Genomic DNA, 25,906 nt, shown 5'->3' on the forward strand with positions numbered 1-25,906 from the left:
ATCCTTCCCTTCTATATCCATAGATGCACGATCAGATCGATGAGCTTAATGCCGATGAACGGTACGACGATGCCGCCGAGACCGTAGACGACGATGTTGCGTCCGAGCAGCTTGGAAGCGCCCATCGGCTTATAAGCGACGCCCTTCATCGCGAGCGGGATCAAGAGCGGAATGATGATCGCGTTGAAAATAAGAGCCGAGAGAATCGCGGACTTCGGCGACCCGAGCCCCATGACGTTCAGGGCGTTCATCTCCGGAATGGCCAGAATGAACATGGCCGGAATGATCGCGAAGTACTTCGCGATATCGTTCGCGATACTGAACGTCGTCAGCGCGCCGCGAGTCATGAGCAACTGCTTGCCGATCGAGACGACCTCGATGATCTTCGACGGGTCGGAATCGAGATCGACCATATTCGCCGCTTCCTTCGCCGCGATCGTGCCGCTGTTCATCGCGAGTCCGACGTCGGCCTGCGCCAGCGCAGGGGCGTCGTTCGTCCCGTCCCCGGTCATGGCGACGAGCTTGCCTTCCGCTTGCTCGCGGCGGATGACGGCGATCTTGTCTTCCGGCTTGCTCTCGGCGATGAAGTCGTCGACGCCCGCCTCGCGGGCGATCGTCGCCGCGGTCAGCGGATTGTCGCCGGTACACATGATCGTCTTGATGCCCATCTTGCGCAGCTGGTCGAACCGCTCGCGCATGCCCGGCTTCACCGTATCCTTCAAGTAGATCAAGCCGTATATCCGATCATCGACCGCGACGGCGAGCGGCGTCCCGCCTTCCCGGGCAATCGCGTCGCCGCGCGCGTCCAAGTCCGCGGGAATCGCTCCTCCTTGCGCGGATACCCACTTTTTCACCGCGTCGACCGCGCCTTTGCGCACCTTGCGCCCGTCCTTCAGGTCGATGCCGCTCATCCGCGTCTCCGCCTTGAACGCCACGAACTCTCCGCCTGCGGCAAGCTGCTCGTCGTACGCGTACCCTTGCTTCTTCATCAGCTCGAGCACGGAACGGCCTTCCGGCGTCTCGTCTTGCACCGAGCCGATCGCCGCCCATTCTCCGACGACTTGAGCGCTAGCCCCGCCGACCGGCGCGAACTCGCTCGCCATCCGGTTGCCGTACGTGATCGTCCCCGTCTTGTCGAGAATCATCGTGTTGATATCGCCGGCCGCCTCGACGGCTTTGCCGGACATCGCCAGTACGTTGAACCGGGTCACCCGGTCCATGCCCGCGATGCCGATTGCGGACAGCAATCCGCCGATCGTCGTCGGAATGAGGCAGACGAGCAACGCGATCAATACCGGCACCTTCAGGTCGATATCCAAGTAACCCGCGATCGGTCCCAGCGTCACGACGACGATCAGGAAGATGATCGTCAAGCTGGTCAGCAGCGTGTTCAGCGCGAGCTCGTTCGGCGTCTTCTGCCGCTGCGCGCCTTCGACGAGCGAAATCATGCGATCGATGAACGATTCGCCCGGATCGCTGGAGATGCGGACGACGATCCGGTCGCTGACGACTCGCGTGCCGCCGGTTACGGAGCTGAAGTCTCCTCCCGCTTCCTTAATGACGGGCGCGGATTCGCCGGTGATCGCGGATTCGTCGACGGACGCGAGTCCTTCGACGACTTCGCCGTCGCCCGGAATCATCTCGCCTTCCGCGACGACGACGATGTCCCCTTTGCGCAACTCGGTAGACGGTACGACTTTGACGCCGCCGCCCACGACCTTGTTCGCGGTAATCTCCTTCTTCGACTGCTTCAACGAATCCGCCTGCGCTTTGCCCCTGCCTTCGGCCAGCGCCTCCGCGAAGTTGGCGAATAGGACGGTGAAGAGCAGAATGAAGAAAACGGTCAGATTAAAGCCGATATCGTCCTTCGCGTCGAAATACGCGGGGAACAGCGTCATTAGCAGGACGATCAGCGTACCCACCTCGACGACGAACATGACCGGATTTTTCATCATCGCGATCGGATTTAGTTTCATGAAGCTATCTTTCATCGCGCGACCGACGATCGCCGAAGACAACATGTTTTTGCGCTCTGCGCTCATATACGGTTCACCTCGCCTTTACCCTAGCTTCAGATGCTCTGCGATCGGACCAAGCACGATGGCAGGCAAGAACGTTAACGCGCCGATGATCAAAACGACGCCGATCAGAATGCCGTAGAACAACCGGTTATCCGTCCGGAACGTGCCGATCGTCTCCGGAACCCATTGCTTGCGAACGAGCGACCCGGCGACCGCCAGCATCGCGATCATCGAGACGTAACGGCCGAGCAGCATGACGATCCCCGTCGTGATGTTCCAGAACGGCGTATTGTCGGCCAAGCCCTCGAAGCCGGAGCCGTTGTTCGCGGCGGAAGACGTGTATTCGTACAACACCTGCGAGATGCCGTGAGATCCCGGATTCGTAATCGCTCCATGCCCCAGATCGGTCAGGAACGCGATGGCCGTCGGCCCCAGGATGATGAGCGGATGCATCAGAATGGCGATCGCGATCAGCTTGATCTCCCTAGGCTCGATCTTCCTGCCGAGGAACTCCGGCGTCCGTCCGACCATGAGCCCGCACAGGAACACGCCCAATATCGCGTACATGAGCATATTGATCAGCCCGACGCCTTTGCCTCCGAACACGACGTTCAGCATCATTTCCCCGAGCGCACCGAGACCGCCGAGCGGCGTCAGCGTATCGTGCATGTTGTTGACCGTCCCCGTCGTCGCTGCCGTCGTAACCGCCGTGAACAGCGATGACTGCGGAATGCCGAACCGGACTTCCTTGCCCTCCATGCTGCCTTGCGACGCATCGATGCCGAGCGCGTTCATCGCCGGGTTGCCGCGCAGCTCCGAGAAGTAGATGAGCGATAGGAACAGGATGAACAGCGTCATCATCGCGCTGAAGACGACCCAGCCTTGCTTGCGGTTGTTCGCGAACCTCCCATAGACGTAAGGCAGAGAGGCCGGCAGCAGCCACATCGACAGAATCTCGACGACGTTCGTCAGCGCGTTCGGATTCTCGAACGGGTGCGCCGAGTTGACGCCGAAGAAGCCGCCGCCGTTCGTGCCTAGATGCTTGATCGATTCGAGCGCGGCGACCGGCCCGATCGCGATGTGCTGCGTAACGCCTTCGAGCGTCGTGACGGTTAACGTCGGATCGAGCGTCTGCGGCACTTGCAAGGCGACGAGCAGCAGCGTGACGAGCACGGCCGCCGGAAGGAAGATCCGGACGTGCGCCTTGACGAAATCCTCGAAGAAGTTGCCGATCGTCGTTCCCTTGCTCGTGATGCCGCGCACGAAAGCGATGGCTACCGAGAAGCCGGAAGCGGCCGACGTGAACATCATCATCATGATGACGGCCATCTGCGAGAAGTAGGACAAGCCGCTCTCCCCGCTGTAATGCTGCAAGTTGGTGTTCGTAATGAAGCTGATGATCGTGTTGAACGACAGCGTCTCTTCCATGTTGCCGATGTCGTTCGGGTTGAACGGCAAGATCTTCTGCAGCCGCAGCATCGCGTACCCGATAGCCACCAATACGATGTTCGTTAACAGGAAGCTTAGCGCGTATTTTTTCCAATTCATGCCGTTGCGGTTGTGCAGTCCCATGAGTCGATAGATGAACCGCTCGGCAGATCCGAAGATCTTGTCCGTCCGGTTCGGCTCGTTGGAGAACACGTGATATACATACGTCCCAAGCGGTTTCACAAGCAGCAACAACACCGCCAAGACGATAACGATCTGCATGATGCCCATTGACGTCCCTCCTGCATTTTCGGCTCGCCAAGCCTGCTTAGAATTTCTCCGGATTCACTAAGGCGTAGATTAAATAGAGGAAAATAAACACGGTGAAGATCGAGACGACGATCATCGGTTGCCTCCTCCTTCGTCGATTACCCGGCCGCACCAATGCATGAAGCCGTAGAATAGACCGAATAGGCCGGCTAGCATAAGAACCATATACACGTCGAGCATGGGCGAATGCCTCCTTCTTCGTTACGTTATCTCGCGAGCAAATCGTCGGTAATGAGAAAAGCGTAGTCCTGCGCTTGGCTATGAATCACGTAGTCGACGCCCATCGTCTTGTAGACGTTGCGGGGGTTGTGGCTTCCCGTAATGACGTATATCGATCTGCCGGTCCAACTCCGGCATATTTGCACGTATCTGCAGCACAGCGTCACGCTCGTCTCGAACAAGTACACCCGCCCGATATCAATCGGGGGGATGATCCAGGATTGCTCCTTGGTCGTATTTACCACTATAATGTGCTCCGCTCCGAGCGAACTTACGCGCTCGTGTTCCTCGGGATTGTTCACGATCGCCGCGAACGGAATCTTCCTCTGCTGAAGCAGCTTCATGAACCGCTCGCCCGCGATATTCGGGGCCGATACCAACACGACGTCCCGTCCGGCCATTCTCGTTCATCTCCTCTTCTTCTCTTGGAAGAAGGCAACAAAAAAGAAGCCGCGAGAAGAGAGTCTTCTCGTGGCTTCCCGGCATGGCCAAATAAACCTCGCCCGTCACGATCCGTTGCCTCTCTCGGTACGCTTGCGAGGTTAGCTGCCGGATTCGGGCTTGAGAGTTGCCCTACCCAGAGCCGGCTAAGGCCCCGGGATTCACCCCATGGACGCGCGCCCGTCTCTCCCGGGCACGCTCCGTTGGTTCCCCCGCTTCCCGACGCATCGGGAATTCAGCGATTCATGGCATAACAAAGACCGCTAAGAAATAAGCATGCATGCTTACCCTGCGGCCGACACGGTCACAGTTCATCATCCTCTCTCCATTTGAGGCATCCGGTCTTAACGGACGCATCGGCGCTTACGAGGTTAGCTGTCGGATTCGGGCCGTGAGAGTAGCCCTACCGTCGGAGGCCGCATCCTAGGCGCGGCTGCCGACGGATTCACCCCGGACGGCGCTTCTCCCGGCTCTCACACCGGAACGGCGCCATCGTTGGTTCCCCCGTTTTCCGTGCGGACACGGAAACTCAGCGATTACGAATGGAACGATATTCAATTGACTGAATCGAATATTACGCTTGCCCCCGATGTTTGTAAAGGAATGACAGGTAGGGTTTAAGCGCCGCATTCCGGCAAGCCGCGCAGTTGTACCGTTTACAATCGCAGTGACCTCTACAGATCTCTCTCCGGCTCTCTCTTTCTCCGTTTCTCGTAAAAAGCATGCTTGCCTATCGCTCCTCGATTCCGGCAGCGGAACGCTTAAATTCGGAATCGCGAGCCAGAGAGAGCATACCCCGCCCGTTCGCGTGAACCGATCGCAATAGGTGCCGCAAACCCGGTTAAATCGGTTGAATTTCATCGAAAAAGCGCGCAATAGGAGACGATTATCGTTTGGCGACTTACCTCGCGCGGCGTTATATTGAGAGCTATCGATCGAGGCACGCCTGTTGGCGTAAGCAGAGGAGCGGATGGAACGGTGGACGACGCGGACGGTTATCGCATTACCGGAATCGAATTTCTGCAATTCGAGGGTCGAGGGGATACGGACAGGTACGGCGTGCTCCGGCTGTGCGCCGGCGGACGTTGCGGATACGCGCGCTGCGAGCTTCCCGGACGCGGGCATCGCTTCGATATCGTCGGGTGGTCGTCGTTCCTGCTCGACTTCCGCCGCCCGGCAATCGGGGAGGCCCGCCTCATCGCGGACGCCAGGCGCGCTTGCTGGGGCAGCGTCAAGGCGGAGCTGGTGATCGAGGCGTGCCGCGATCTCTCGCGGCGCATTCGCGGCGACCGGGAGGCGTTGCCCGAGCCCGTCCTCGCGCTTGACGAGTGCCAGTCTTACTTCGAGGTGCTATAAGGGCGAGGCGAAAACTGGAATCGACACGCGAGGACATGGTATGATACGGAAAGTAAACGTGCATGCAAGGGGGAACCGAAGTTGATCGCGGCAAGAAAATGGACAAGCTTCGCCATCCTCGCGCTCGTCGTCCTGCTCATCGCGGCAGGCTGCGGCAAACGCGAGACGGCCGACCCGAACGCCGTTCAAGGCGGCGGGAACGGCTACGACGCGACGGCGACGGCATCGCAACCGGCATCAACCGAACCAGCACCAACCAATACCGAGGAGGCGGACGCCACGAGTACCGTAGACACATCCGGCAACATCCCGATCGTAACGATCGAAATGGACAGCGGTAAAATCATCAAAGTAGAGCTGTATCCGAAAGTCGCTCCGAACACCGTCAACAACTTCATCTCGCTCGTACAGAAAGGCTTCTACGACGGGACGATTTTCCACCGCGTCATCCCCGACTTCATGATTCAGGGCGGCGACCCGGACGGCACCGGCATGGGCGGTCCCGACTACGGCATTAAGGGCGAGTTCTCGCAGAACGGCTTCAAGAACGACCTGAAGCACACGAAGGGCGTTCTCTCGATGGCGCGTTCGGGCAACCCGAACTCCGCGGGATCCCAGTTCTTCCTCATGGTCGCGGACGCTCCGCACCTGGACGGCGCTTACGCGGCGTTCGGCAAAGTGACGGAAGGCCAAGACGTCGCGGACGAGATCGTCAGCGTGCCGACGGGCTCGCAGAACCGTCCGAAGACGCCTCCGGTCATGGCGAAGGTTACGGTGGAACTGAACGGCTACGAGGCTGCAGAGCCTGAAGTGATCAAGTAAGACGCGCTTGCGCGCGACGGCGGGGCCCTACGGGGCTTCGCCGTTTTTGTGTTGCGAGCGGACTAGGGACAGTCGGCGCGGGATGGAGGCGTGCTGGCGTGGGACAGTCGGCGCGGACACAGGGGGCGCTATTGTGCGGATATCGGCACTATTGGAGGCGGCAGCGGACACAGTAGCCGTTATTCGTCGAAAGTATCGCGATATCGCCCGCTAAGCTAGCGAATAAGGTCCTCTCCGTCCGCGGAGTCCGCCATTTCGCCGCTTTCCCTATGAATAAGGTCGCTACAGTCCGGTTGGCCGGCAAAATCGAAGAACGGCGCTCGCCCCCGGAAGTTCATTCCGAGGCGCAAGCGCCGTTCTTCGTTCTACATTCGTCGTACTCCCGTCATTACCCCAATTCCCGCAGCCGATCCGCGAGAACCTTCATCATGCCCTTCAACGCGTCGATCTGCTGGAAGCAGATCGCGTACACGTGCTGGCGACCCAGCTTGAGCAGCACGGCGCGTTCGACCGCCGTGCAGTCGGCCGAGCGCGGTCCGCTGTCGATGATCGCCATCTCGCCGAAGTATTGGCCGACGCCGAGCGTCGCCAGCTTCTCCGGCCCCCGATGCACTTGGATGCTTCCCTCGATAATGCCGAACATCGAGTCTCCGTGCTCGTCCATCCGGCAGATCGCCTCGCCGGGCGCATAGACGACCTCTTCGACTTGGTTCGCGAGCCGGACGAAATCGTCCTGGGACAGGTGGGCAAACAGCTCGATCTTCTGCAGGACGAGCACCCGGCGCAGGATGACTTGGTTCGTGATCTCCGCGTTCGGATCGGCCGCCGATGCAGGCGCGGACGCTGGCGCAGGTGCAGGCGCAGATGCAGGCACAGGTGCAGGTACTGGCGCATCCGCAGCAGGCGCCGATACGGATTCGCCTCGCTGCTCCGCCGGAGCCTCGGCCGCTTCGCTCGCCGCGGCGGCTTCCGCCGTCGCCGCCGTCGCCTCCGCGGTCGCGTGCCGCTGGCGCTCCATCATCGCCGTCCGCAGCTTGCGGGACAGCCGCTTCATCATCTCGATCGACAGCTCCGTCCGGTCGAACAGCGCCTCGTAGAAGTCCGCGGAGCTTAACCGCAGCAGGCGGGCGTCGGTTACCGCGCGAACCGTCGCCGTCCGAACCCTTCGCGTCAATACCGCCGTCTCGCCGATATGGTCGCCGGGACCGCGCTCATCGAGCAACTCGTCTCCCTTATAGATGCCCGCCTTCCCTTCCCGGACGAGGAACAGCGCGTCGCCCGGGTCTCCTTCGTTGAACACGCCTTGGCCGGCGGTTACGTCGATCGTCTGCAGGAAGTCGACGAGCGGCAGCAGGTCCTTGCCCTTGAAGCCTTCGAACAACGTCGACTTCCGCAGCATCTGAAGCCGGGTCATCCGCTCGCGCAGCGCGTCTCCTTCGGCCTCGTCGACGAACGGAAGCCCTCGACGGCCGGAATGGTCCGCCTCCGTTCCGATGGCGGAGAAGCGGATCGCTTCGCGGAGCATCTCGTCGCCATGGTCGTAGAGCCAGATCAACTGCTCCTTCTTCACCGTCTTCTCCGATTCGCCGGTCGCGCTCCGAGGCGCCAGCATCCACTTCGTCAGCTCGGTCCGAAGATCGCCCTGCAGCAGCTGGTCCATGACCTCGGCCGCGTTGGCTTGTCTTCTCGCGTCGCCTTCCGACCAGCCGAGATACACCGCGTCGATCGTATGCGCGTCGTGGACGAGACCCAGCAAGCCGAAAGCCCTGCGCATCATCGAATCGCGCGCTTGCTCCGCCGCTTCCCGGAGCTCCGAGTCCGAAGCTCTCCGAGGCTTCCAATCCAGGTTGTCCGCGAAGCTTCCGTAGTGGACGAGCTCCAGCAGCGCCAATCGCTCGACCTCCGCGGCGTCGACTTGCAGTTGCTCCCTATGCATGCCGCTCATCGCGTCCAGCAACCGATCCCGCATATCGAAGCTCGCTTCGCCGTAATGCTTCAGCAGCATGGCGAACGCCGACTGCGTGCCGATTCGCGCGATCGCCGCGGGCACGTGCGGGGAGGCGGACTCACCGACCAAGTACGGATCGAGCAGCGGCAGCACGACCTTGTCCTCGTATGCCGTCAGCGCCTCGATAGCCTGCCGGCGCGTACGGCTCTCGCGAAGGAGCGGAACGATATGCGGCACGAGCTCGGGCACGGCGAGCTGTCCGGCCGACTCCAGCGCGCATCTGCGTACTTCCGAGGAGGCGTCCTGCAGCATCGGAATGAGCGGCTTGTAGAACTCGCGGACGCCGATCCGGCCGAACAACGACGCCATCGCCGTCCGTTCGTTATCTTTCCAGCTCTCGATAAGCGTCTTCAACGTCCCGACCGCCCGGAACATCCCCTCGATGCCGTAGTACTTGATCAAGCCCGCGATCGCGCCTGCCCGAACGGCCACTTCGTCCGCATCGAGCCGCTCCGTCAACGTATCCAGATTGGCGTCCTGCGCGTAAGCCGCGAGCGCGATGAGCGCCTGCGACTTCACGTTCGCTTCGGCCGGCTCCGACAGCAACCGCAGCAGCTCCGGCTCCATCCCCGCCGGCGTCTTCCGCTCGATGTAACGAAGCGCCTCTTCGGCCACCTCGGAAGCCGGATGGCGAACGAGCTCCGGCAAGTACGGCGCGAGATCGAACGACTCCAGCTTCGCCAACGTCCGCAACGCGTACAGGGACTGTTGTCGATCGGGACTGCGGAGCGCGCCGGCAAGCAACCCGCGGCTCGCCGGGTCCATCAGGTCGAGCTCGGAATCCGGCAAGTCGGCGCCGCGCGCTTCCAGCGTCGACAGCAGCATGCGCAAGTAAGCGCCCTTGACGCGAATCGCCGCATAGATGCCGACGGCGACGAGCGCGATAACGATGAAGCTGAACTCCCGGACGCTAAGCAGCGGCGACAGCACGATCAAGCTGATAGCCGCAACGCCCTTCGCCCCGTTGCGCACGACGCCGTCGAGGAAGCTCTTCGCGCGATTGCGCCATTCCGGCGAGATCGGGAACATGATGAGCTGGTTCACCGACGAGTTGATCGTGTCCCCGAGCACTTTGTCGCTGCCCTTCACGACGAGCGCGAGCGCCAGCACCGGAACGAACAACAGACCGACGCTGCCCGCGAGCAGCGCGATCGGGAAGACGAGGATCGACAACATGACGCCGAACCGGCTCAACAGCTTGCCCGCGACGAACAGCTGGACGAGCAGGGCGCACAGGCCGGAGAAACCGTAGAAGCTGCCCATGAAGCCGGCTAGCGCGTCGCCTTCCATCTCGCTTCTGAGAATGACCTTGAATTGATAGTCGATGAACGTCAGCGAGAGGACGAGCGCGGCCGACAGGATCGCGACGTACTTCAAGTGAGGCACGCTCGCGAATAAGCCTCCGCCCGGCTCCTGCGCCGCGCGCTTGGCCTGCTTGTTGTCCTTCGCCCCCGACGGCGAGCCGCCGAACGTCTCGGCGGGGCTCGCGATCGTGCGGTTGATGAACAGAACGGCGGTTAGAGCAAGCAGTTGCAGCGCCGCATAAGCGAACAATAGATTACTCGTGCCGATGAGCGGGGCCAGCAGCTTCAGACCGAAGCCGCTCAAGATGCCCCCGACGATGCCGCCGCTGCCGACGATCGGGATCGTGCGCTTCGCTTTGCGTTGGTCGAGCACGGAAGAGGCGAACTGCCAGAAGCACACGATCATGAGGAAGTTGAATACGTCGAACCCGACGTAGATAACGGGATACACCCACTGGAGATCCAGCCCGACGCCCATCCGCGACAGTACCACGCCGCCCGAAATAACCGGAATAAGCAGCAAAAGCAGCCGATCCAGACGGAATCGGCTGCCGTATTTTTGGAATAAGAACCCTACGAGAATAAGAGACGCCGCCTGCGGCAAATACATCTTCGACAACCACGACGCATCGAAACGCGACAGGAACAACGTATCCGCCGCCGTCCGTCCGACCGTCGACGCCGACACGACGCAGAACAGGTACGCGAACAGCCAGCGCACGCGCGCCCCGTCCGTTCCGCCCTCTCCGAATCCGCCCAACATCGACCGCCAAGTCTTGCCGCCATCCTTCTTCATCCGACACCGATCTCCTCTATGTACAATTCCAGTAGGTAAATTGTACTACAAGAGCGCGTCGAATCCTATGGTTACGGCTAGCATTTACAGCACTTTGGACAAAAATACCCGCGTCCGCTCTTCCTTCGGCGATTCGAAAATTTGCTTCGGCTCGCCGACCTCCACGATCCTCCCCTGCTCCATGAACACGATCCGGTCGCCTACCTCGCGCGCGAAGCCCATCTCGTGGGTGACGACAACCATCGTCATTCCTTCCTTCGCGAGCTGCTTCATGACGCCGAGCACCTCGCCGACCATCTCGGGATCGAGCGCGGACGTCGGTTCGTCGAACAGCATCACCTTCGGCTCCATCGCGAGCGCGCGGGCGATCGCGACGCGCTGCGCCTGTCCGCCGGACAGCGAGTTCGGCTTGGCGTCGGCCTTCTCGGACAAGCCGACTTTGTCGAGCAGCTCCAGCGCCTTCGCGCGGGCATGCTCCTCGGATTGCCCGCGCACCTTCACCGGCGCTAGCATAATGTTCTCCAGCACCGTCTTATGCGGGAACAGGTTGAACTGCTGGAACACCATCCCGACCTCGGCGCGAATCTCCTCGATCTTCGTGTTTCTGTCGAACAGAGATTGACCTTCGATTCGGATATCGCCCGATTCCGGGCGCTCGAGCAGGTTCAGGCAGCGAAGGAACGTAGACTTGCCGGAGCCGGAAGGCCCTATAACGACGACGACTTCCTGACGGGCGACGTCGAGGCCGACGTCCTTCAGCACGACATTGCTGCCGTAAGCTTTGGAAATCCCTCTAACTTCAATGATCGGATTCATCGGGCTACATCCTCCTCTCGATGAATTTAAGCAGCTTGGACATGGAATAGGTCAGCACCAAGTAGATGAATCCCGCGAACAGATACGGCTCCCACACTTTGCCTTCCGAAGCTACGGCGGAGCGCGCCCAATACATAAGTTCCGGCGCGGCTATGATCGCGACGAGCGACGAATCCTTGATCAGCACGATGAATTCGTTGCCGAACGCCGGAATCATCCGCTTGATCGCCTGCGGCAAGACGATATGCCGCATCGCTTGGCCTCGGGTCATTCCTAACGAGACGGCCGCCTCCGTCTGACCTTTGTCGATCGACTGGATACCCGCCCGGTAGATCTCCGCCATATAAGCAGCCGAATTGAGCGCGAGCGCCGTGATGCCGGCGATGACCGCATCCGTCCTCCCAAGCACTTGGGTAATGACTCCGAAGTGCACGATCAACACCTGCAAGAGCAACGGCGTTCCTCGGAACAGATGGATATAGCCTTGCGTCGGCAGGTGCAGATACCATTTGCGCGACATGTTCCCGAAGGCGATCAGCAAGCCGAGAACCGCGCCTATGACGATCCCTCCGAACGAGATGCCGATCGTATACAGCGTACCGCGCATGAAGAGCTCGAAGTAATCCTCTATAATATCGAACCTGAAGTCGCTCATCCGACACTTCCTCTAAACGTAATTATGGTGATAGCTTCCTTACAGACAAAAAAGCATGCGCAATGTTCCATTACGCATGCTTCCCCAAACCTTACTTCTGATTCAGCACGCCGGTCATATCCGGCTCGCCGCCGATCCATTTCGCGTAAATTTCTTTGTATTTGTCGCTCTCGAGCACTTTCTTCACCGCAGGCTCGAGCTTAACCGCAAGCTCGCTGCCCTTAGGGAATGCAATGCCGTAATACTCGGAAGCGAAGTTCTCGCGGTCGAGCAGCGTCTTGAATTTCGAATCCGGATTGTTCTTCAAATATTCCTGCGCGACCGCGATGTCCGCGACGACCGCGTCTACGCCGTTGTTCGCCAACTCCATCAGCGCGAGCGTGTTGGTCTCGAAGCGCCTCAGGTCCGTGTTGCCTTCGCCCATGATCTCGGTCATCAACGTATCCGCGGTCGTGCCGGTTTGAACCGCTACCTTCTTGTCCTTAAGGTCGAGCGCGCTCGCGACCGGGCTGTCTTCCTTGACGATGATCATGTTCGTCGATTCGAAGTAAGCCGGCGAGAAATCGTACACTTTTTTGCGGTCATCCGTGATGGACATCGCCGAGATGCCGCCGTCGAATTCCGTACCTTGCTCCACGCTCACCAGAAGCGTCTCCCAGCCGATGTTCTTCAGCTCGTACTTCAGGCCCGCTTCTTCCATGACCGCGGCGAGGAAGTCGACGTCGAAGCCTACGATCTCATCCTTGTCCATGCTCTCCATCGGAGCGTACGCCGCGTCCGTCGCGAATTTGTATACCTTCGTGTCTCCGCCCGAAGCGTTGTTGCCGTTATTTTCTTTAGATCCGCACGCGGTCACGATCATCGTCAAGCCGATGACGGACGCGAGCAGCATGCCGCTCTTCTTCATCTAAGTTCCCCCTATGAATAATGACTCTAATCTAGCAAAAGTGTACCAAGCATCCCTGTCCGATTGCAACGGGAATCTTTGGCACAATGTTAAGAAAGTTGACGTAAATAAATGGCGACGCTTTCATTTGTTGGCGGAAACCAAGGACAAAGTCCTACGAGTCATCCCCCCGCACCCTACTTAAGTAGGTTCATGTCGCCGCGAATGCCCGAGTATGCTTCTAGTATAACGTAGAAAATGCGACGAAAGGGAGTCATTTATGCGAATGAAAGCGATGCTGTGCACGAAATACGGACCGCCGGAGGTGCTTCGGCTGCGCGAAGTGAAGAAGCCGATTCCGGGACCTCGCGACATCCTTGTCCGCGTCCATGCGACGACTGTCACCTCGGGAGATTGCCGCGTTCGAGGCTTCCGGAGCCCTCCCCTGTTCTGGCTGCCGATGCGGATCGTTCTCGGATTCACGAAGCCGAGGAAGCCGATTCTCGGCGTGGAGCTGGCAGGGGAAGTCGAGGCGGTCGGCCGGGCCGTGAAGCTGTTCAAGCCAGGTGACCGCGTGTTCGCGATGACCGGGTTCCGGTTCGGCGCGCACGCGGAGTACGCGCTGCTGTCCGAAGGCGGAGCTATTGCGAGCTTATCCGACGGCGTGAGCTACGAGGAAGCGGCATCGATTCCGTTCGGAGGAACGACTGCGCTGCATTTTCTGAGGAAAGGGATCATTCGGGAAGGGGACAAGGTGCTGATCTACGGCGCGTCCGGCGCGGTCGGTACGGCCGCGGTACAGCTAGCCAAGCACTTCGGAGCGACGGTTACCGGGGTGTGCAGCGCGGCTAACGCCGAATTAGTGCGATCTCTTGGCGCCGACGACGTCATCGATCATACGTCGGAGGACTTCACGGCCAGGTCGGAGCGATACGACCTCGTCTTCGACGCGGTCGGCAAGACGACGAAGGCGGCATGCCGAGGCGTTCTCGCCCCGAACGGCCGATACGTCACCGTGGAAGGATTGGACGTCGCGAAGGAGCTTGCGTCGGATTTGGAATTCCTGCAATCGCTGCTTGCGGCGGGCAAGTACAAGGCGGTCATCGACCGCCGTTATCCGCTCGAGGGGATCCCCGACGCCCATCGGTACGTGGAGCAAGGACGCAAGAGGGGGAACGTGGTCATTACGGTAGCGCACGTCATCGAATAAGCAAGAGCCGTTCCCTGCGTCGGCGCGGGGAACGGCTCTCTTGCATCCGGCATCAAGCGTCGGCGCGGGCTTGCGATAACGAGAACGGCAATAGGTCTAGCGAATACGGCTCCTGCTTCGCGGCGGGCTCCTCCGCCATCTCGAATATGATACGAGCTCCTTCGACAAGCTGCTCGTGCATGAAGTACAGCGCCTCGTGCGGCCGGCCGTCCACCGTAACGCCGGCGACGTAAGGCTTCGCCGGCCCGTTGTCCGGCGCTTCGATCGTCAAGGCGCGGCCATTGTCCAGCCGGACCGTCATCCGCTTGAACAGCGGGCTGCCGAGGGCATACTGCGGCACTCCCGGACTGAGCGGATATAGCCCCATCGCCGAGAAAAGATACCATGCCCCCAAGCTGCCGTTGTCCTCGTCGCCCGGCAAGCCGTCCGGCTCGGCGCTGAATTGCGTCTCTAGCGTCTCCCTGATCCAACGCTGCGCGCGGGAAGGATACCCTAACGCCGTATAGATATACGGGATGTGGAAGCTCGGTTGGTTGCTGATGGCGAACTGGCCAAGCCCGCCGGCGGCCATCTCCGACATCTCGTGGATCTCTTGCCCGTACGAGCCGACTCGGAACGTCGGAGGCGCCGCGAACAATTCGTCGAGCTTCGCCGCCATGCGTTCGCGTCCTCCGTGCAGCTCGGCGAGCCCGAGCAGGTCGTGCTGCACCGCCCAGCTCGATTGCCAAGGACCGCCTTCGCAGTAAGGCCCGCCCCACTCGATCGGATCGAAGTCGCCAGCCCACTCGCCCGAAGCATTCCGCGCGCGCATGAAGCCGACGTCCGCGTCGAACAAGTGACGGTAATTGCCGGAGCGTTCGATCAGCTTCCGGTACGTCTCCTCGTCCCCTAGCTCCCGCGCCAGCTGCGCGATGCAGAAGTCTCCGTAGGCGTAATCGAGCGAATAGCTCACGCTATGATGCACCTCTTCGTCAGGCAAGTAACCCAGTTGCTCGTAGCGCGCGAGGCCTTCGCGGCCGACGTGCGGCCGATCCACCGGATACTTCGCATGCTTAAGCAACCCTTCGTAGGCGGCTTGCACGTCGAAGCCCCGGATGCCTTTGACGAACGCGTCGGCGATGGCGGCGTCGATCAGCGTGCCCGGCATCACTCCCCGTTCTCCCGGAGACACCCACTTCGGCATCCATCCGCTCTCCTTATAGACGTTCGCCCATGCCTCCATCATCTCGGACAATTGCGTCGGGCAGAGCAGGCTATACAGCGGCACCGTCGTCCGGTAGACGTCCCAGAACCCGATATCCGAATACATAGGCCCGGGCAGGATCTCTCCGTTGAACGGGCTGTAATGAACCATCGCCCCGGACGCGTCGAATTCGTACGTTCGGCGCGGGAACAGCAACGTTCGGTACAAGCACGTATACAGCGTTCGAAGCTTCTCCGGGTCCTCGCCGGAAGGGTCGACCTCGATCGACTTCAGTCGCTCCTCCCACGCTTGCGCCGACTCTTCTCTAAGCTCGTCGAAGCTCGTCCCCGCGGGCGCTTCGCGCTCCAGATTAAGAATTGCCTGCTCCTCGCTGATGAACGAAGTCCCGATGCGGACGATCGCTTCATTACTCGGCGGCAGCTTCAAGCCGATGTATGCGCCGACCCGTTCGCCCGCCGCGTCGGTCGGCGATGCCTGCAGCCGCAGCTCTTCGTCGAACGTGCCGCTCGCCGCGTCGTCCCATTCGCAATCGAACGAGATCGCGAAGTAATGCGCGAAGTTGTCGGGAACGCCCCCGCGGTTCGCGCGCGTATAGCCCGTGATTCGCCGTTCGGCGGCTTGCCAACGGATCGCCGATTCCCCTTTGAACGTCGAGACGAGCAGCCGCGCGCCTTGCTCCGGCTCGTCGAACGTCAGCCGGAACGCCGCGCCGCGCTCCGTGGGCGTCATCTCCAGCTTCGTTCGGCACCCTTGCAGCTTCGTTGCGTAATAGTCGGGCCGCACGATAGTCTCCTCCGGCAGCACCGAGCTCCATTGCTTCGCGGGATCTACGCGCAGCTCGCCGCTCTGGGGCATGAAGAGCAACTGCCCATAGTCGCCGATCCATGGGCTCGGCTGATGCGTCAACCGAATCCCGTATACATGCCTGTCGGACGGATGGAAGAACCAGCCGTCTTGCTCGAGCTTCGTCTGCGGGCTCCACGAAGCCATTCCGAATGGCCGGGAGACGAGCGGAAGCGTGTTGCCGTTGGAATAATGGAACGTGGAAGCCGTTCCTTGCAGCGGGTTCACGTAAGGCAAATAATTCGTCATCGGGTACTCGTGCCTCCTAAGGGCTGTCGCCTGGATTCGGCGTATATTCCCATTGTATGAAGCAGGCGGCTCCCGGTCGTACCAGCCTTTGCGACAACCTCTCAATATTTAAGGTGGAACCATTGAGCAACGGCGTTCATGTTCGTTATAATGAAGGGAATGATCAAGCTTGAGGAGCGGGGAGAAGCGAGCGATGTCCATTCCGAAGCATCTGCACGGAGACCAGGAAATTCACGGCGAGTTCCCGCATACGCTGAAAATCCATCATCTAACGGGACACGTTCCTGCCCACGTGCACAACTTCATCGAATATACTTACGCGTTCCAAGGACGCGCCACCGAAATCATCAACGGAATCGAACGCCCCTTATTGCCGGGCACGTTCACCCTTCTGTTCCCGCATCAAGTGCACGAGATCCGGTTCGCTCCGGGCGAGGAAGTGTTCCTGTATATCGGCGCGATCGGCTTGCAGGCGTTCTTCGATCGGACGGATACGTTGCTGTCGTTGCAGCGGCTGTTGCGGGACGCGGAGAACGATTGGAATACGTCCTATGCGCTGGAAGGGGAAGCCGCGAGCGACATGCTCGCGTTATTGAAGAGGATGCATGAGGAATTGCTGGGGGGACAGGCTTGGCACCAGGTGCTGTACGTCTCCAAGCTATTCGAAGTATTCGTAAGGTTGGACCGGCATCGCCTAGCGGCGGGCATGCGGAATCGCCCTGCCGGATCGGCGAGCCCCCGTCCGACGGGCATGTGGGACGTCATTAAGCACGTTTACCAACATTATCGCGAGCCGATCTCGCTGCGGTCGCTCGCCGACCGATTCGGCTTCGCAGTCCCTTATATTAGCGCGGCGTTCAAGGAGCTAACCGGGGAGAACTATTCCCGCTTCCTCGAACGCATCCGGCTCGCGCACGCCCGCAACCTGCTGCTCGGCAGCAAGATGAAGGTCGCGGACGTCTGCTACGAAGTCGGCTTCTCCTCGTATCCGACGTTCGCGCGCGTCTTCCTCGCCCGGACGGGAATGTCGCCGACCGACTTTCGGAAGGCGGGCGGCCTGCCGACGGATCGATAGAAGCATATGTGACTCTTTTTCGCCAAGATCAACCGAAGTCCGCCGCCGCTACCATGGTGCCGCGCATCACTTCCGCCCGTAGTCCGCCTTGATCTCGCCCCACTCTTTGGTCTGCCACTTCGCGACTTTATTCTTGTACGGATTCGTCTTGAGCCAGTGGACGGCGCGGTCGACGAGACGCCAGATCTCGGCTGTCGAGGCGTCGCGTACGAGCGTCGAGGCGACTTCCTTCTTCTTCACCCAGTTGATCGCGTTGACCGAATCGCTATAGATGGTCTTCGCGCTGCCGAGCTTCTGCAAGTACGCCAGCCCGTGCACGATCGCCAGGAACTCGCCGAGATTGTTCGTTCCCTTGCTGATCGGGCCGACGGAGAACAGGACGTCTCCCGTCTGCGTGTCCACGCCCTTGTATTCGACCGGCCCCGGATTGCCCGCGGTACCGACGTCGACGGAGATGCTGTCGTAGTCGATCTTCTCGCCGGACGCCGCGCCCGCGGCCTTCTTCGCCTTGCCGCCGGAAGCATGGGCTTGTCCGAACGTCTTCTTCCAGCCCGCCGCGTAGGCGATCTCGGCTTCCGACTTCGATTCGTAGGACTTGTACTTCGCGCCGTCGAACCCGTCGACCTGTCGCTTGCATTCGTCCCAGGTTATATAGAGGCCCGGCTCCTTGCCGACCCATACGACGTACCACTTCTGCTTCGCCATCTTATCTCCCTACCTTCCGGCTACTCTCCCGACTTGCGCAACAACAGCGATTGAAAATGCGGCTTCCCTTCGCCCATCGCCACCGTGTGGAACTCTTCAACGGCGAACAGCGGCTGCGCCAACGACTGAAGCTCCTCGTCCGTATACATCGCGAAGAAGCGCTTCGGCTCGTAGCTGTCCCCTTCCCAAATGCCCTCGCTGCTCTCGCCGCCGTATACGCCGTAGAAGAACAAGCCGCCCGGCCTGAGCACCCGGTGAACTTGCGCCAGCACGCCGCCGATCTCCTCCTTCGGGATGTGCAGCAGGCTGTTCATCGCGTAGACGCTGTCGAATTGCCCGTCTTCGAACTTCATCTCGCGAATGTCCATCTGGCGCGCGTCAAGCCCCTTCTCCTTGCACAGCCGGACCATCTCCGCGGACTGGTCCACGCACACGACCTCGAACCGGTTTTCTTGAAAATAGAGCCCGTCGCGACCCGTGCCCGCGCCCAGCTCCAAAATATCGTTCCTATCCTCTTCGAGCAGCGCTTGCAAATAATGCTGACGCTCTTCGAACTTCCACGGCTCCATTCGGGATTGGTCCCGTTGTTCCGCGTATTTATCGTAGGATTCTTGTAATTGCTCGTTCGTCCGACCGCTTGCTTGGCTCACCGTAATCCTCCTCGTCCTGCGCAACCCGCATGAACCGTAATCTCAGAATTTAGCGTACCTGACTCGTTCGGCCGATGCAACTTCAACTTCGGCCCTTCCGCCGCTGAATCATGACGACGAACACCGCCGCCGCGCCCAGCTCCGCAACCGCGATGATAATGCCCATCGGCAGCGCGTTATCCCCGCCCGCGATGCCGACTAGCGGCGCGACGATGCCGCCGAGCAGGAACGCCAGCAAGCCGAGCAGCGCCGACGCGCTGCCCGCCGCTTGCGCCTGGTCCCGCATCGCGAGCCCGAAGCCGGTCGCGCCGACGATGCCGACGCTCGACACGACGACGAAGAACCCGATCAAGATCATCGGCAGCGCGGCCGACGCCAATATCGCGGCCAAGAGCCATAGACCGCCCGCGCACGAAGCGACGAGCCCGATGACGAACAGCCGCTTCTCCCCGATGCGCGCGGCCAGCCTGCCCGCGGTCTGGCTGGCGATGATGATGCCGACGCCGTTCATCGCGAAGACGAGGCTGAACTGCTGCGGCGAGATGCCGTAGATGTCCTGCAGCACGAACGGCGATCCCGAGATGTAGGCGAACATCGCGGCGGTTACGAGCGCTTGCGAGAGCGCGTAGCCCATGAACGTCCGGTCGCCGAGCAGCCTGCGGAACGTCCGCAGCGTCTCCCCGAGTCCGCCTCTCATGCGCTTCCCGGGGCTTAACGTCTCGCGGAAGCCGAACCATACCCAAGCGAACAGCAATAACCCCCAGCCCGCCAATACGAAGAACAACCCTTCCCATGCCATCGCCTTCAGCAACTGCCCCCCGGCGATCGGGGCGAGTATCGGCGCCGCGCCGTTCACGAGCATCAGCATCGCGTAGAACTTCGTCAACTCCGGTCCTTCGTAGAGATCTCGTACCGCCGCTCGGGCGATGACGAGACCGGCCGAGCCCGCCAGCCCTTGCAGGAAGCGCATCGCGACGAACGTTCCGATCGACGGGCTAAGCGCGCACAGCGAAGATGCGACGGCGTACGCCGCAAGGCCGATCAGCAGCGGCATCCTTCGGCCCCGCACGTCGCTCCACGCGCCGGCGAACAGCTGCCCGACGGACAAGCCGAGCATGCACGCGGTCAGGCTCAGCTGCGCGAGCGACGAGCTCGTACCGAGTTCGTCGGCGATCAGCGGCAGCGCGGGCAAGTATAAGTCGATCGTCAACGGACCGAAAGCGGTCAACGAGCCGAGCAGGACGATCAGCCAAGCGACCGCCTTACGTCCGCTTCGCGCGAGGCCCAGCGGTTGTTCCATAGTAGATTTCATGATTGCTCCTTCTCGCGAATCGCGGCCCCTTGTTCGTGCGGACCCCTTCGTATATTCTCTAACTATACCATCGCGCAGGAGGCCGTCCATATGCAGATTATGGCCATGATTACGATGCTGATCGATCATATCGGCTTGATCTTCTTCCCGGACAACGCCGTGTGGCGGATCATCGGGCGCATCGCGCTGCCGATCTACGCGTACTGCATCGTGCAAGGCTTCCTTCATACGCGCAGCGTCAATAACTACTTGCGGCGCCTGACCGTTCTTGCCGCGATCTCCCAAGTCCCTTACATGCTAAGCTTCAGCACGTTGAATATTAACGTCATTGCGACGCTTGCCGTCTGCCTGGCCGTCATCGTCGCCGCCAATCGCTACCCGCTCTGGACGATCGGATTCGTCGCCGCCGGCGCGCTCGCGCTCGAAGCGCTCCCGTTCAGCTACGGCTACTACGCGCTGGCGCTCGTCTTGATGTACCGTTACCTCCATCGCCATTATTGGGTTGCCGCCCATTTCGCGCTGAACCTGTTCGCGCTATGGTTCGATAACGGCTGGTGGGTGCAGTCGTTCAGCATCGTCCCGACGGTGTTCCTTGCGTACCGGGAGACGCTGTTCGCCGAGTTCAAGCTCGGCATCGCTCCGCCCCGCTGGGTATGGCGAAGCTTCTATCCCGCTCATCTCGCCGCGCTGGCCGTAATCGCCGCGGTCATGAACGCCGGTTAACCAAGCGGAGGCGGGGTCCGGTGCTTGGTCGCTTGCTCATAGCCGTACGCGAGCTTAATCAAGACCGGCTCGCTATACGCCGCGCCTACGAACGTAATCCCCTGCGGGCCCTTGGTCACGTAACCTCCGGGCGCGACGATTCCGGTAGCGGCGAAGCCGCCCGGGACCGTAATCGAAGGATAGCCCGCCCTCGCGGCGAGGTCGGAGCCGCCTTCGTTGCCAAGGAACAGCAGCGCGTCCAGGCGGTGCTCCTTCAATGCATGGTCCAATCCGAGCCGGCGGGCCATCTCCTCGTTCTGCTTCAACGCGTCGGCGTAAGCTTGCTCCGTCAACGTCCCGCTCGTCTCGTTAGCCTTCTCTAACCCGTCTTGGCCGTACTTCAAGGCAACGTCGCCATGGCGTTCGTTGTACGCGATCACGTCCGAGAGCGTACGAACCGGAACGTCCGAGCCTACGCCCGCCAAATAATCGTCGACGCCCTTCTTGAACTCGTAGCGAAGAACGTCCCAAGTCCACTCGGTCCGCTCGCACGGAAGCGTTACGGGATCCACGATCGTCGCCCCCGCTTGGCGCAGCGCTTCGATAGCCGCCTCGATGATGGCCAGCCTCGCCTCGTCCAATTCGCCGTAATAAAATCTCGGAATCCCGATACGGGCATGCCGTAAGTAAGAAGCGTCCAAGAACGGCGTGTAATCCGCGTAAGCGCGCCCGTCGCTTGCCTTCGTCGCGGCATCCCGTTCGTCGACGCCCGTCAGCGCGCCGAGCAACCTCGCCGCGTCCGCCACCGTTCTCGCCATCGGCCCTGCGGTATCCTGCGAATGCGAGATCGGAATGATGCCGCTTCTGCCGATCAGGCCGATCGTCGGCTTCAAGCCGACGATGTTGTTCTGGCTGGCCGGACTGATGATCGAGCCCGACGTCTCCGTCCCGATCGCGGCCGCCGCGAGATTCGCCGCCGCGGCGACGGCGGAGCCGGAGCTCGAGCCGCCGACGAACATCTCGCCGGGGCCGTAGGGATTCAGCGTAAGCCCGCCTCTCGAGCTGTAGCCCGCCCAGATGCCTCCGGCCATGTAACCCGCCCATTCCGTCATGTTCGTCTTCCCGAGGAGTACGGCCCCGGCCGCCCTTAACCTCTTCGCGACCCAGGAATCCTCCGCGGCGACGGAATTCGCCAACGCGACGGAACCGGCGCTCGTATGCATTCGGTCGTGCGTGTCGATATTATCTTTCAACAAGATCGGAATGCCGTGCAAGATGCCGCGGCTGCCCCGCTCCCGTCTCTCCGCGTCGAGCGCCTTCGCGATAGCGATCGCTTCCGGATTGATCTCCAGAACGGCTCTGAGCTTATCGTTGCAGGCTTGAATGCGGTCTATATACGCGCGGGTTAGCTCTTCCGAGCGCAGCGAGCCTTCCTCCATCCCCCGTTGCATGCCGGCGATATCCGCCTCGACGATCCATCGGTCCAACTCGATAGTCATGGTAACGACTCCCTTATGCTTATGGCTTATCGCTTCATGCGATGAATTTACTTGTACGTATTCGGTATTCGAGCCGTGGAAACCGAATCCTCCTTGTATCGCTCCCGCGACAAGCGGTATGATGGACGGACGACTTCGACAACCAGAGGATTAACGACATCATGAGAATCAAAGATTGGGACGGCAATTTAAAGCTCCGGTTAGCCGGAGAGTTCGCTTATAACACGATATTCTGGACGTTCTTCCCGTTCCTGTCCATCTATTTCGCCTCTACGTTCGGCAAAGGCTGGACCGGCGTGCTGCTCATGCTGTCGCAAGCATTGTCCGTCCTAGGCAATCTGCTCGGCGGCTATTGCGCGGACCGGTTCGGTCGCAAGCGCATGATGGTCATCGCGGCCGCCGGACAGACGATCGGCTACGGCGCGTTCGCCCTCGCCGCGTCCCCCCTCTTGTCGCTGCCCCTTCTCGGCTTCGCCGGCTTCAGCCTCGCCAGCGTAAGCGGCGCCTTATACTGGCCCGCGAGCCAAGCAATGGTCGCCGACGTCGTACCCGAGCAGCACCGATCGAGCGTCTTCGCGATCTTCTATACGTCGGCCAACATCGCCGTCGTATTCGGACCGCTCATCGGCTCGCTTACGTACGACGACAATCCGTACCCGATGCTGTTCGCCGCCGCGGTCCTCAGCGCCGTGCTCTTCTTCGTGCTCGGGCGCAAGCTGACGGAGACGCTGCCCGCATCGATCGCGACCGGCCGCCGGGACGACGGCGGCCAGCCGTGGTACCGCTTCTTGGGCGCGCAGCTACGAGACTACCGCATCATCGCGACGGACCGCGTCTTCCTGCTGTTCATCGTTGCCGGCGTGTTATTGTCCCAGACTTTCATGCAGCTCGACCTGCTGTTCCCCGTCTTCATCGACGAGACGATCGACACCTCGAGACTGCTGTCCTTCGGCGATTGGGATCTTACCGTAACGAGCCAGCAGCTGTTCGGCCTCATCGTCTCGGAGAACGGCTTGTTCGTCGCGCTGTTCACGGTCGCCGTAACGAAGTGGATGCTCGGTTTCCGCGACCGCGTCGTCTTCGTCGGCAGCGCGCTGTTCTACGCGCTCGGCATCGTCATGTTCGGCCAGATGTCAGCGTTCTGGGGCTTCACGCTGGCGATCGCCGTCTTCACTCTCGCCGAGCTCATGTCCGCCGGTCCGCAGATGACGTTCGTCTCCCGAATCGCGCCGGAGCACTTGCGCGGGCAATACTTCGCCGCCGCCAGCATGCGCTTCACGCTCGGCCGTACGATCGCGCCGCTCTCGATTCCGCTCAGCAGCGCGATCGGCTTCGACTGGACGTTCGGGCTGCTCGCCGGCATCGCCGTCCTGTCCGCCGCGATCTACCACGTCATGTTCAACGCGTACGACAAACGGTAAATTCATGGAGCCTATTTTCCGGTATACTATAGACACGCCCAAAAAGGCGAAGGTCCGGTCTCGGACGCTTCGCCTTTTCCATATTCGATAAATGAGGAACTCCCTATGATTCTGCACAAAGGCGAAGTCCTGTTCCGCCAAGGAGAGACCGGCCCGCTGTACCATCTGAAAAGCGGCCTGCTGAAAATCGTCCGCGTCCATGCGGACGGCACGCCGACGCTCGTCAACGTGATCGTGCCCGGCGAGATGATTCCGCATCATTCGCTCATTACGCCGGCGCCTTATTACGGGACCGCGATCGCGCTGACGACGAGCGAGACCGAGACGCTGCGCTCCGACGACTGGTACCGTTCGCTGGAGAACGACCCGCAGCTATGCCTAACCGTCGCGCGCAAGCTGCAGGACAAGCTCCGGATGATGCAGCAGCGGATCGACCAACTGACCGAAGTCGCTCCGGCCGACCGCTTGCGGAAGCTACAGGCTTGGTTCGACGCCTATATCGCGCCCGCCGCCCTGACCGACGTGCTGACTCAGGACGAGATCGGCCAGTTCATCGGCTTGCGCCGCGAGACCGTCAACCGGTTGCTCCGCGGTCAGACTCGCTCGGCGACCGGCGCCTCCAGCTTGCCCGCCGGGCCGAAGAACTCGTAGCGAATGTCCGCGTCCGGCACGCCGAGAGACTTCAGCGACGCGTTGATCCCCGCCATGAACGGAATCGGCCCGCAGAAGTAATAGGCGGCATCCTTGTTCGGAACGACGGCGTTCAGCCAGTCCGCGTCGACGAACCCTTCCTTATGGAACGCCCGCGCGTCGCGGTCGGCTTCCGTCGGCTCGCTGTAGCACCAGTAGACGCCGACCTGCGGGTTGTCGCGCGCGATCGCCTCGACTTCGTCCCTCAGCGCGTGCAGCTTGCCGTAGCGCGCCGCGTGGACGAACGTGACTTGCCGCTTCGGATAGCGCTCGGAGAGCGTCTTGAGCATGCTGACCATCGGCGTCAAGCCGACGCCTCCGCTCAGGAGCACGACCGGACGCGCGTCGCGAACGTCCAAGACGAAGTCTCCCGCCGGCGCGGACAACGACAAAACGTCGCCTTCCTTGACCGCTTCGTGCAAGAACCGGGACACGACGCCCCCGTCCGCTTCTTCGCTTCCGTCTTCCCGCTTCACGGTAATGCGGTAATACGACCGCCCCGGCGCGTCTGACAAGCTGTATTGCCGGATATGCGTATACGGACTGCCAGGCACCGTTAAGCGCACGCTAACGTATTGGCCGGGCTCGAACGACGCGATCGCGCTTCCGTCCTTCGGCACGAGGTAGAAGGACGCGATCGCTTCGCTCTCCTTCTCGATCCGCTCGACCGTGAATTCCCTGAACCCGGCCCAGCCGCCCTCCTGACGCTCCGCCTGCAAGTACATGTCCGCCTCCACCGAGATGAAGACATTCGCGATGACGCCGTACGCTTCCGCCCAAGCTTGCACAATCTCGTCGGTCGCCGCGTCGCCCAGCACGTCCTTGATCGCCGCCAGCAGATGCTTGCCTACGATCGGATATTGCTCCGCGCGGATGCCCAAGCTCCGATGCTTGTGGGCGATCTGCTTCACGGCCGGGAGTATCGTCTCCAGCCGGTCGATATGAAGCGCGGCCGCGTATACCGCGTTCGCGAGCGCCGCTTGCTGCCTGCCCTGCTTCTGGTTGGCATGGTTGAACACGTTGAGCAGCTCCGGATGGTTCTCGAACAGCATCTGGTAGAATCGCTTCGTAATCGCCGTACCGTGCACTTCCAGCACCGGCACCGTCGATTTGATGATGCGTATCGTATTCTGGCTAAGCATGTGCATCGCTCCTCTGCTCTCTGTGAATCCTTGACACGGTCAAGTATACCCAGAGAAGCAAGGCGACCCTGTGATCGCAATCACTCCAATCGGCAACGATTTGTGACGATGGCTCCCGCGCA

The 25,906-nt window shown here is 61.0% G+C and carries 21 protein-coding genes and 2 riboswitches; of the genes, 7 read left to right on the forward strand and 14 right to left on the reverse strand.

The annotated features are described in order from the left end of the window. Positions 1-11: 11 nt before the first annotated feature. The 4 genes from kdpB to ACFQZG_RS19995 all read right to left on the reverse strand — a co-directional run bounded on the left by kdpB (position 12) and on the right by ACFQZG_RS19995 (position 4,399). Entirely contained in the window at positions 12-2,042 is a 2,031-nt protein-coding gene (kdpB, locus tag ACFQZG_RS19980; RefSeq protein ID WP_378155701.1) for a potassium-transporting ATPase subunit KdpB, read from the reverse strand. 18 nt (positions 2,043-2,060) lie between these two features. Continuing rightward, a complete protein-coding gene (gene kdpA, locus ACFQZG_RS19985; RefSeq protein ID WP_378155703.1) occupies positions 2,061-3,740 on the reverse strand; it encodes a potassium-transporting ATPase subunit KdpA in 1,680 nt (559 codons plus the stop codon). 37 nt (positions 3,741-3,777) lie between these two features. Further along, entirely contained in the window at positions 3,778-3,855 is a 78-nt protein-coding gene (locus ACFQZG_RS19990; RefSeq protein WP_378155891.1) for a potassium-transporting ATPase subunit F, read from the reverse strand. A 130-nt stretch (positions 3,856-3,985) separates the two neighbouring features. Then, positions 3,986-4,399 (reverse strand): hypothetical protein, encoded by a 414-nt coding sequence (locus tag ACFQZG_RS19995; RefSeq protein ID WP_378155705.1) that lies wholly within the window; start codon positions 4,397-4,399, stop codon positions 3,986-3,988. 114 nt (positions 4,400-4,513) lie between these two features. Then, positions 4,514-4,690, reverse strand: a riboswitch (cyclic di-AMP (ydaO/yuaA leader). A 94-nt stretch (positions 4,691-4,784) separates the two neighbouring features. Beyond that, positions 4,785-4,984, reverse strand: a riboswitch (cyclic di-AMP (ydaO/yuaA leader). A 433-nt stretch (positions 4,985-5,417) separates the two neighbouring features. Between ACFQZG_RS19995 and ACFQZG_RS20000 the strand changes: the two genes are divergently transcribed. Together ACFQZG_RS20000 and ACFQZG_RS20005 are read left to right on the forward strand one after the other, a co-directional pair. Then, positions 5,418-5,795: a hypothetical protein gene (locus tag ACFQZG_RS20000; RefSeq protein WP_378155707.1), complete on the forward strand. Its 378-nt coding sequence runs from the start codon at positions 5,418-5,420 to the stop codon at positions 5,793-5,795. Between the two features lie 81 nt (positions 5,796-5,876). Next, complete coding sequence (locus tag ACFQZG_RS20005) at positions 5,877-6,617, forward strand: peptidylprolyl isomerase (RefSeq protein ID WP_378155709.1); 741 nt, start codon at positions 5,877-5,879, stop codon at positions 6,615-6,617. Between the two features lie 388 nt (positions 6,618-7,005). Here ACFQZG_RS20005 and ACFQZG_RS20010 read toward each other — a convergent pair whose 3' ends face one another. The 4 genes from ACFQZG_RS20010 to ACFQZG_RS20025 all read right to left on the reverse strand — a co-directional run bounded on the left by ACFQZG_RS20010 (position 7,006) and on the right by ACFQZG_RS20025 (position 13,103). Further along, the gene (locus ACFQZG_RS20010; RefSeq protein ID WP_378155711.1) at positions 7,006-10,725 is read right to left on the reverse strand and encodes an Npt1/Npt2 family nucleotide transporter; all 3,720 of its coding nucleotides are present in this window, start codon (positions 10,723-10,725) and stop codon (positions 7,006-7,008) included. Between the two features lie 84 nt (positions 10,726-10,809). Beyond that, positions 10,810-11,532 carry an amino acid ABC transporter ATP-binding protein gene (locus tag ACFQZG_RS20015; protein WP_378155893.1) on the reverse strand — a complete coding sequence of 241 codons (723 nt, stop codon included), beginning with the start codon at positions 11,530-11,532 and terminating at the stop codon, positions 10,810-10,812. A gap of 13 nt (positions 11,533-11,545) precedes the next feature. Then, on the reverse strand, positions 11,546-12,196 hold the full coding sequence (locus ACFQZG_RS20020; RefSeq protein WP_378155713.1) for an amino acid ABC transporter permease: 651 nt from the start codon (positions 12,194-12,196) through the stop codon (positions 11,546-11,548). A gap of 91 nt (positions 12,197-12,287) precedes the next feature. Further along, positions 12,288-13,103: a basic amino acid ABC transporter substrate-binding protein gene (locus ACFQZG_RS20025; protein ID WP_378155715.1), complete on the reverse strand. Its 816-nt coding sequence runs from the start codon at positions 13,101-13,103 to the stop codon at positions 12,288-12,290. A gap of 265 nt (positions 13,104-13,368) precedes the next feature. Here ACFQZG_RS20025 and ACFQZG_RS20030 point away from each other — a divergent pair, with 265 nt between their 5' ends. Further along, positions 13,369-14,292 (forward strand): NAD(P)-dependent alcohol dehydrogenase, encoded by a 924-nt coding sequence (locus tag ACFQZG_RS20030; protein ID WP_378155717.1) that lies wholly within the window; start codon positions 13,369-13,371, stop codon positions 14,290-14,292. Positions 14,293-14,344: 52 nt separating this feature from the next. Here the strand turns inward: ACFQZG_RS20030 and ACFQZG_RS20035 are convergent, their stop codons facing one another. After that, a complete protein-coding gene (locus ACFQZG_RS20035; protein ID WP_378155719.1) occupies positions 14,345-16,588 on the reverse strand; it encodes a GH92 family glycosyl hydrolase in 2,244 nt (747 codons plus the stop codon). Positions 16,589-16,781: 193 nt separating this feature from the next. On the opposite strand from ACFQZG_RS20035, the gene ACFQZG_RS20040 reads away from it, so the two are divergent. Further along, positions 16,782-17,663 carry a helix-turn-helix transcriptional regulator gene (locus ACFQZG_RS20040; protein ID WP_378155721.1) on the forward strand — a complete coding sequence of 294 codons (882 nt, stop codon included), beginning with the start codon at positions 16,782-16,784 and terminating at the stop codon, positions 17,661-17,663. 66 nt (positions 17,664-17,729) lie between these two features. Here the strand turns inward: ACFQZG_RS20040 and rnhA are convergent, their stop codons facing one another. From rnhA to ACFQZG_RS20055, 3 genes are all read right to left on the reverse strand, one after another. Beyond that, positions 17,730-18,368, reverse strand: a complete 639-nt coding sequence (rnhA, locus tag ACFQZG_RS20045; protein ID WP_378155722.1) for a ribonuclease H — start codon at positions 18,366-18,368, stop codon at positions 17,730-17,732. Between the two features lie 20 nt (positions 18,369-18,388). Next, positions 18,389-19,018, reverse strand: coding sequence for a class I SAM-dependent methyltransferase (locus tag ACFQZG_RS20050; protein WP_378155723.1), 630 nt, complete (start codon positions 19,016-19,018; stop codon positions 18,389-18,391). 82 nt (positions 19,019-19,100) lie between these two features. After that, a complete protein-coding gene (locus ACFQZG_RS20055) occupies positions 19,101-20,330 on the reverse strand; it encodes a multidrug effflux MFS transporter (RefSeq protein WP_378155725.1) in 1,230 nt (409 codons plus the stop codon). Between the two features lie 90 nt (positions 20,331-20,420). On the opposite strand from ACFQZG_RS20055, the gene ACFQZG_RS20060 reads away from it, so the two are divergent. Continuing rightward, positions 20,421-21,053: a TraX family protein gene (locus tag ACFQZG_RS20060; protein WP_378155726.1), complete on the forward strand. Its 633-nt coding sequence runs from the start codon at positions 20,421-20,423 to the stop codon at positions 21,051-21,053. Here ACFQZG_RS20060 and ACFQZG_RS20065 read toward each other — a convergent pair. Then, positions 21,050-22,531 (reverse strand): amidase family protein, encoded by a 1,482-nt coding sequence (locus ACFQZG_RS20065; protein ID WP_378155728.1) that lies wholly within the window; start codon positions 22,529-22,531, stop codon positions 21,050-21,052. The genes ACFQZG_RS20060 and ACFQZG_RS20065 overlap by 4 nt on opposite strands. Before the next feature lie 161 nt (positions 22,532-22,692). Between ACFQZG_RS20065 and ACFQZG_RS20070 the strand changes: the two genes are divergently transcribed. Together ACFQZG_RS20070 and ACFQZG_RS20075 are read left to right on the forward strand one after the other, a co-directional pair. After that, positions 22,693-23,952 (forward strand): MDR family MFS transporter, encoded by a 1,260-nt coding sequence (locus ACFQZG_RS20070; RefSeq protein ID WP_378155730.1) that lies wholly within the window; start codon positions 22,693-22,695, stop codon positions 23,950-23,952. A gap of 105 nt (positions 23,953-24,057) precedes the next feature. Then, positions 24,058-24,603 (forward strand): Crp/Fnr family transcriptional regulator, encoded by a 546-nt coding sequence (locus tag ACFQZG_RS20075; RefSeq protein ID WP_378155732.1) that lies wholly within the window; start codon positions 24,058-24,060, stop codon positions 24,601-24,603. Here ACFQZG_RS20075 and hmpA read toward each other — a convergent pair. Then, positions 24,546-25,784, reverse strand: a complete 1,239-nt coding sequence (hmpA, locus tag ACFQZG_RS20080) for an NO-inducible flavohemoprotein (RefSeq protein ID WP_378155734.1) — start codon at positions 25,782-25,784, stop codon at positions 24,546-24,548. The genes ACFQZG_RS20075 and hmpA overlap by 58 nt on opposite strands. Positions 25,785-25,906: the final 122 nt, after the last annotated feature.

Origin of the sequence: Cohnella sp. GCM10027633 (genome assembly GCF_042675445.1) — a bacterium.
In the GTDB taxonomy this organism is placed as follows: Bacteria; Bacillota; Bacilli; order Paenibacillales; family Paenibacillaceae; genus Cohnella.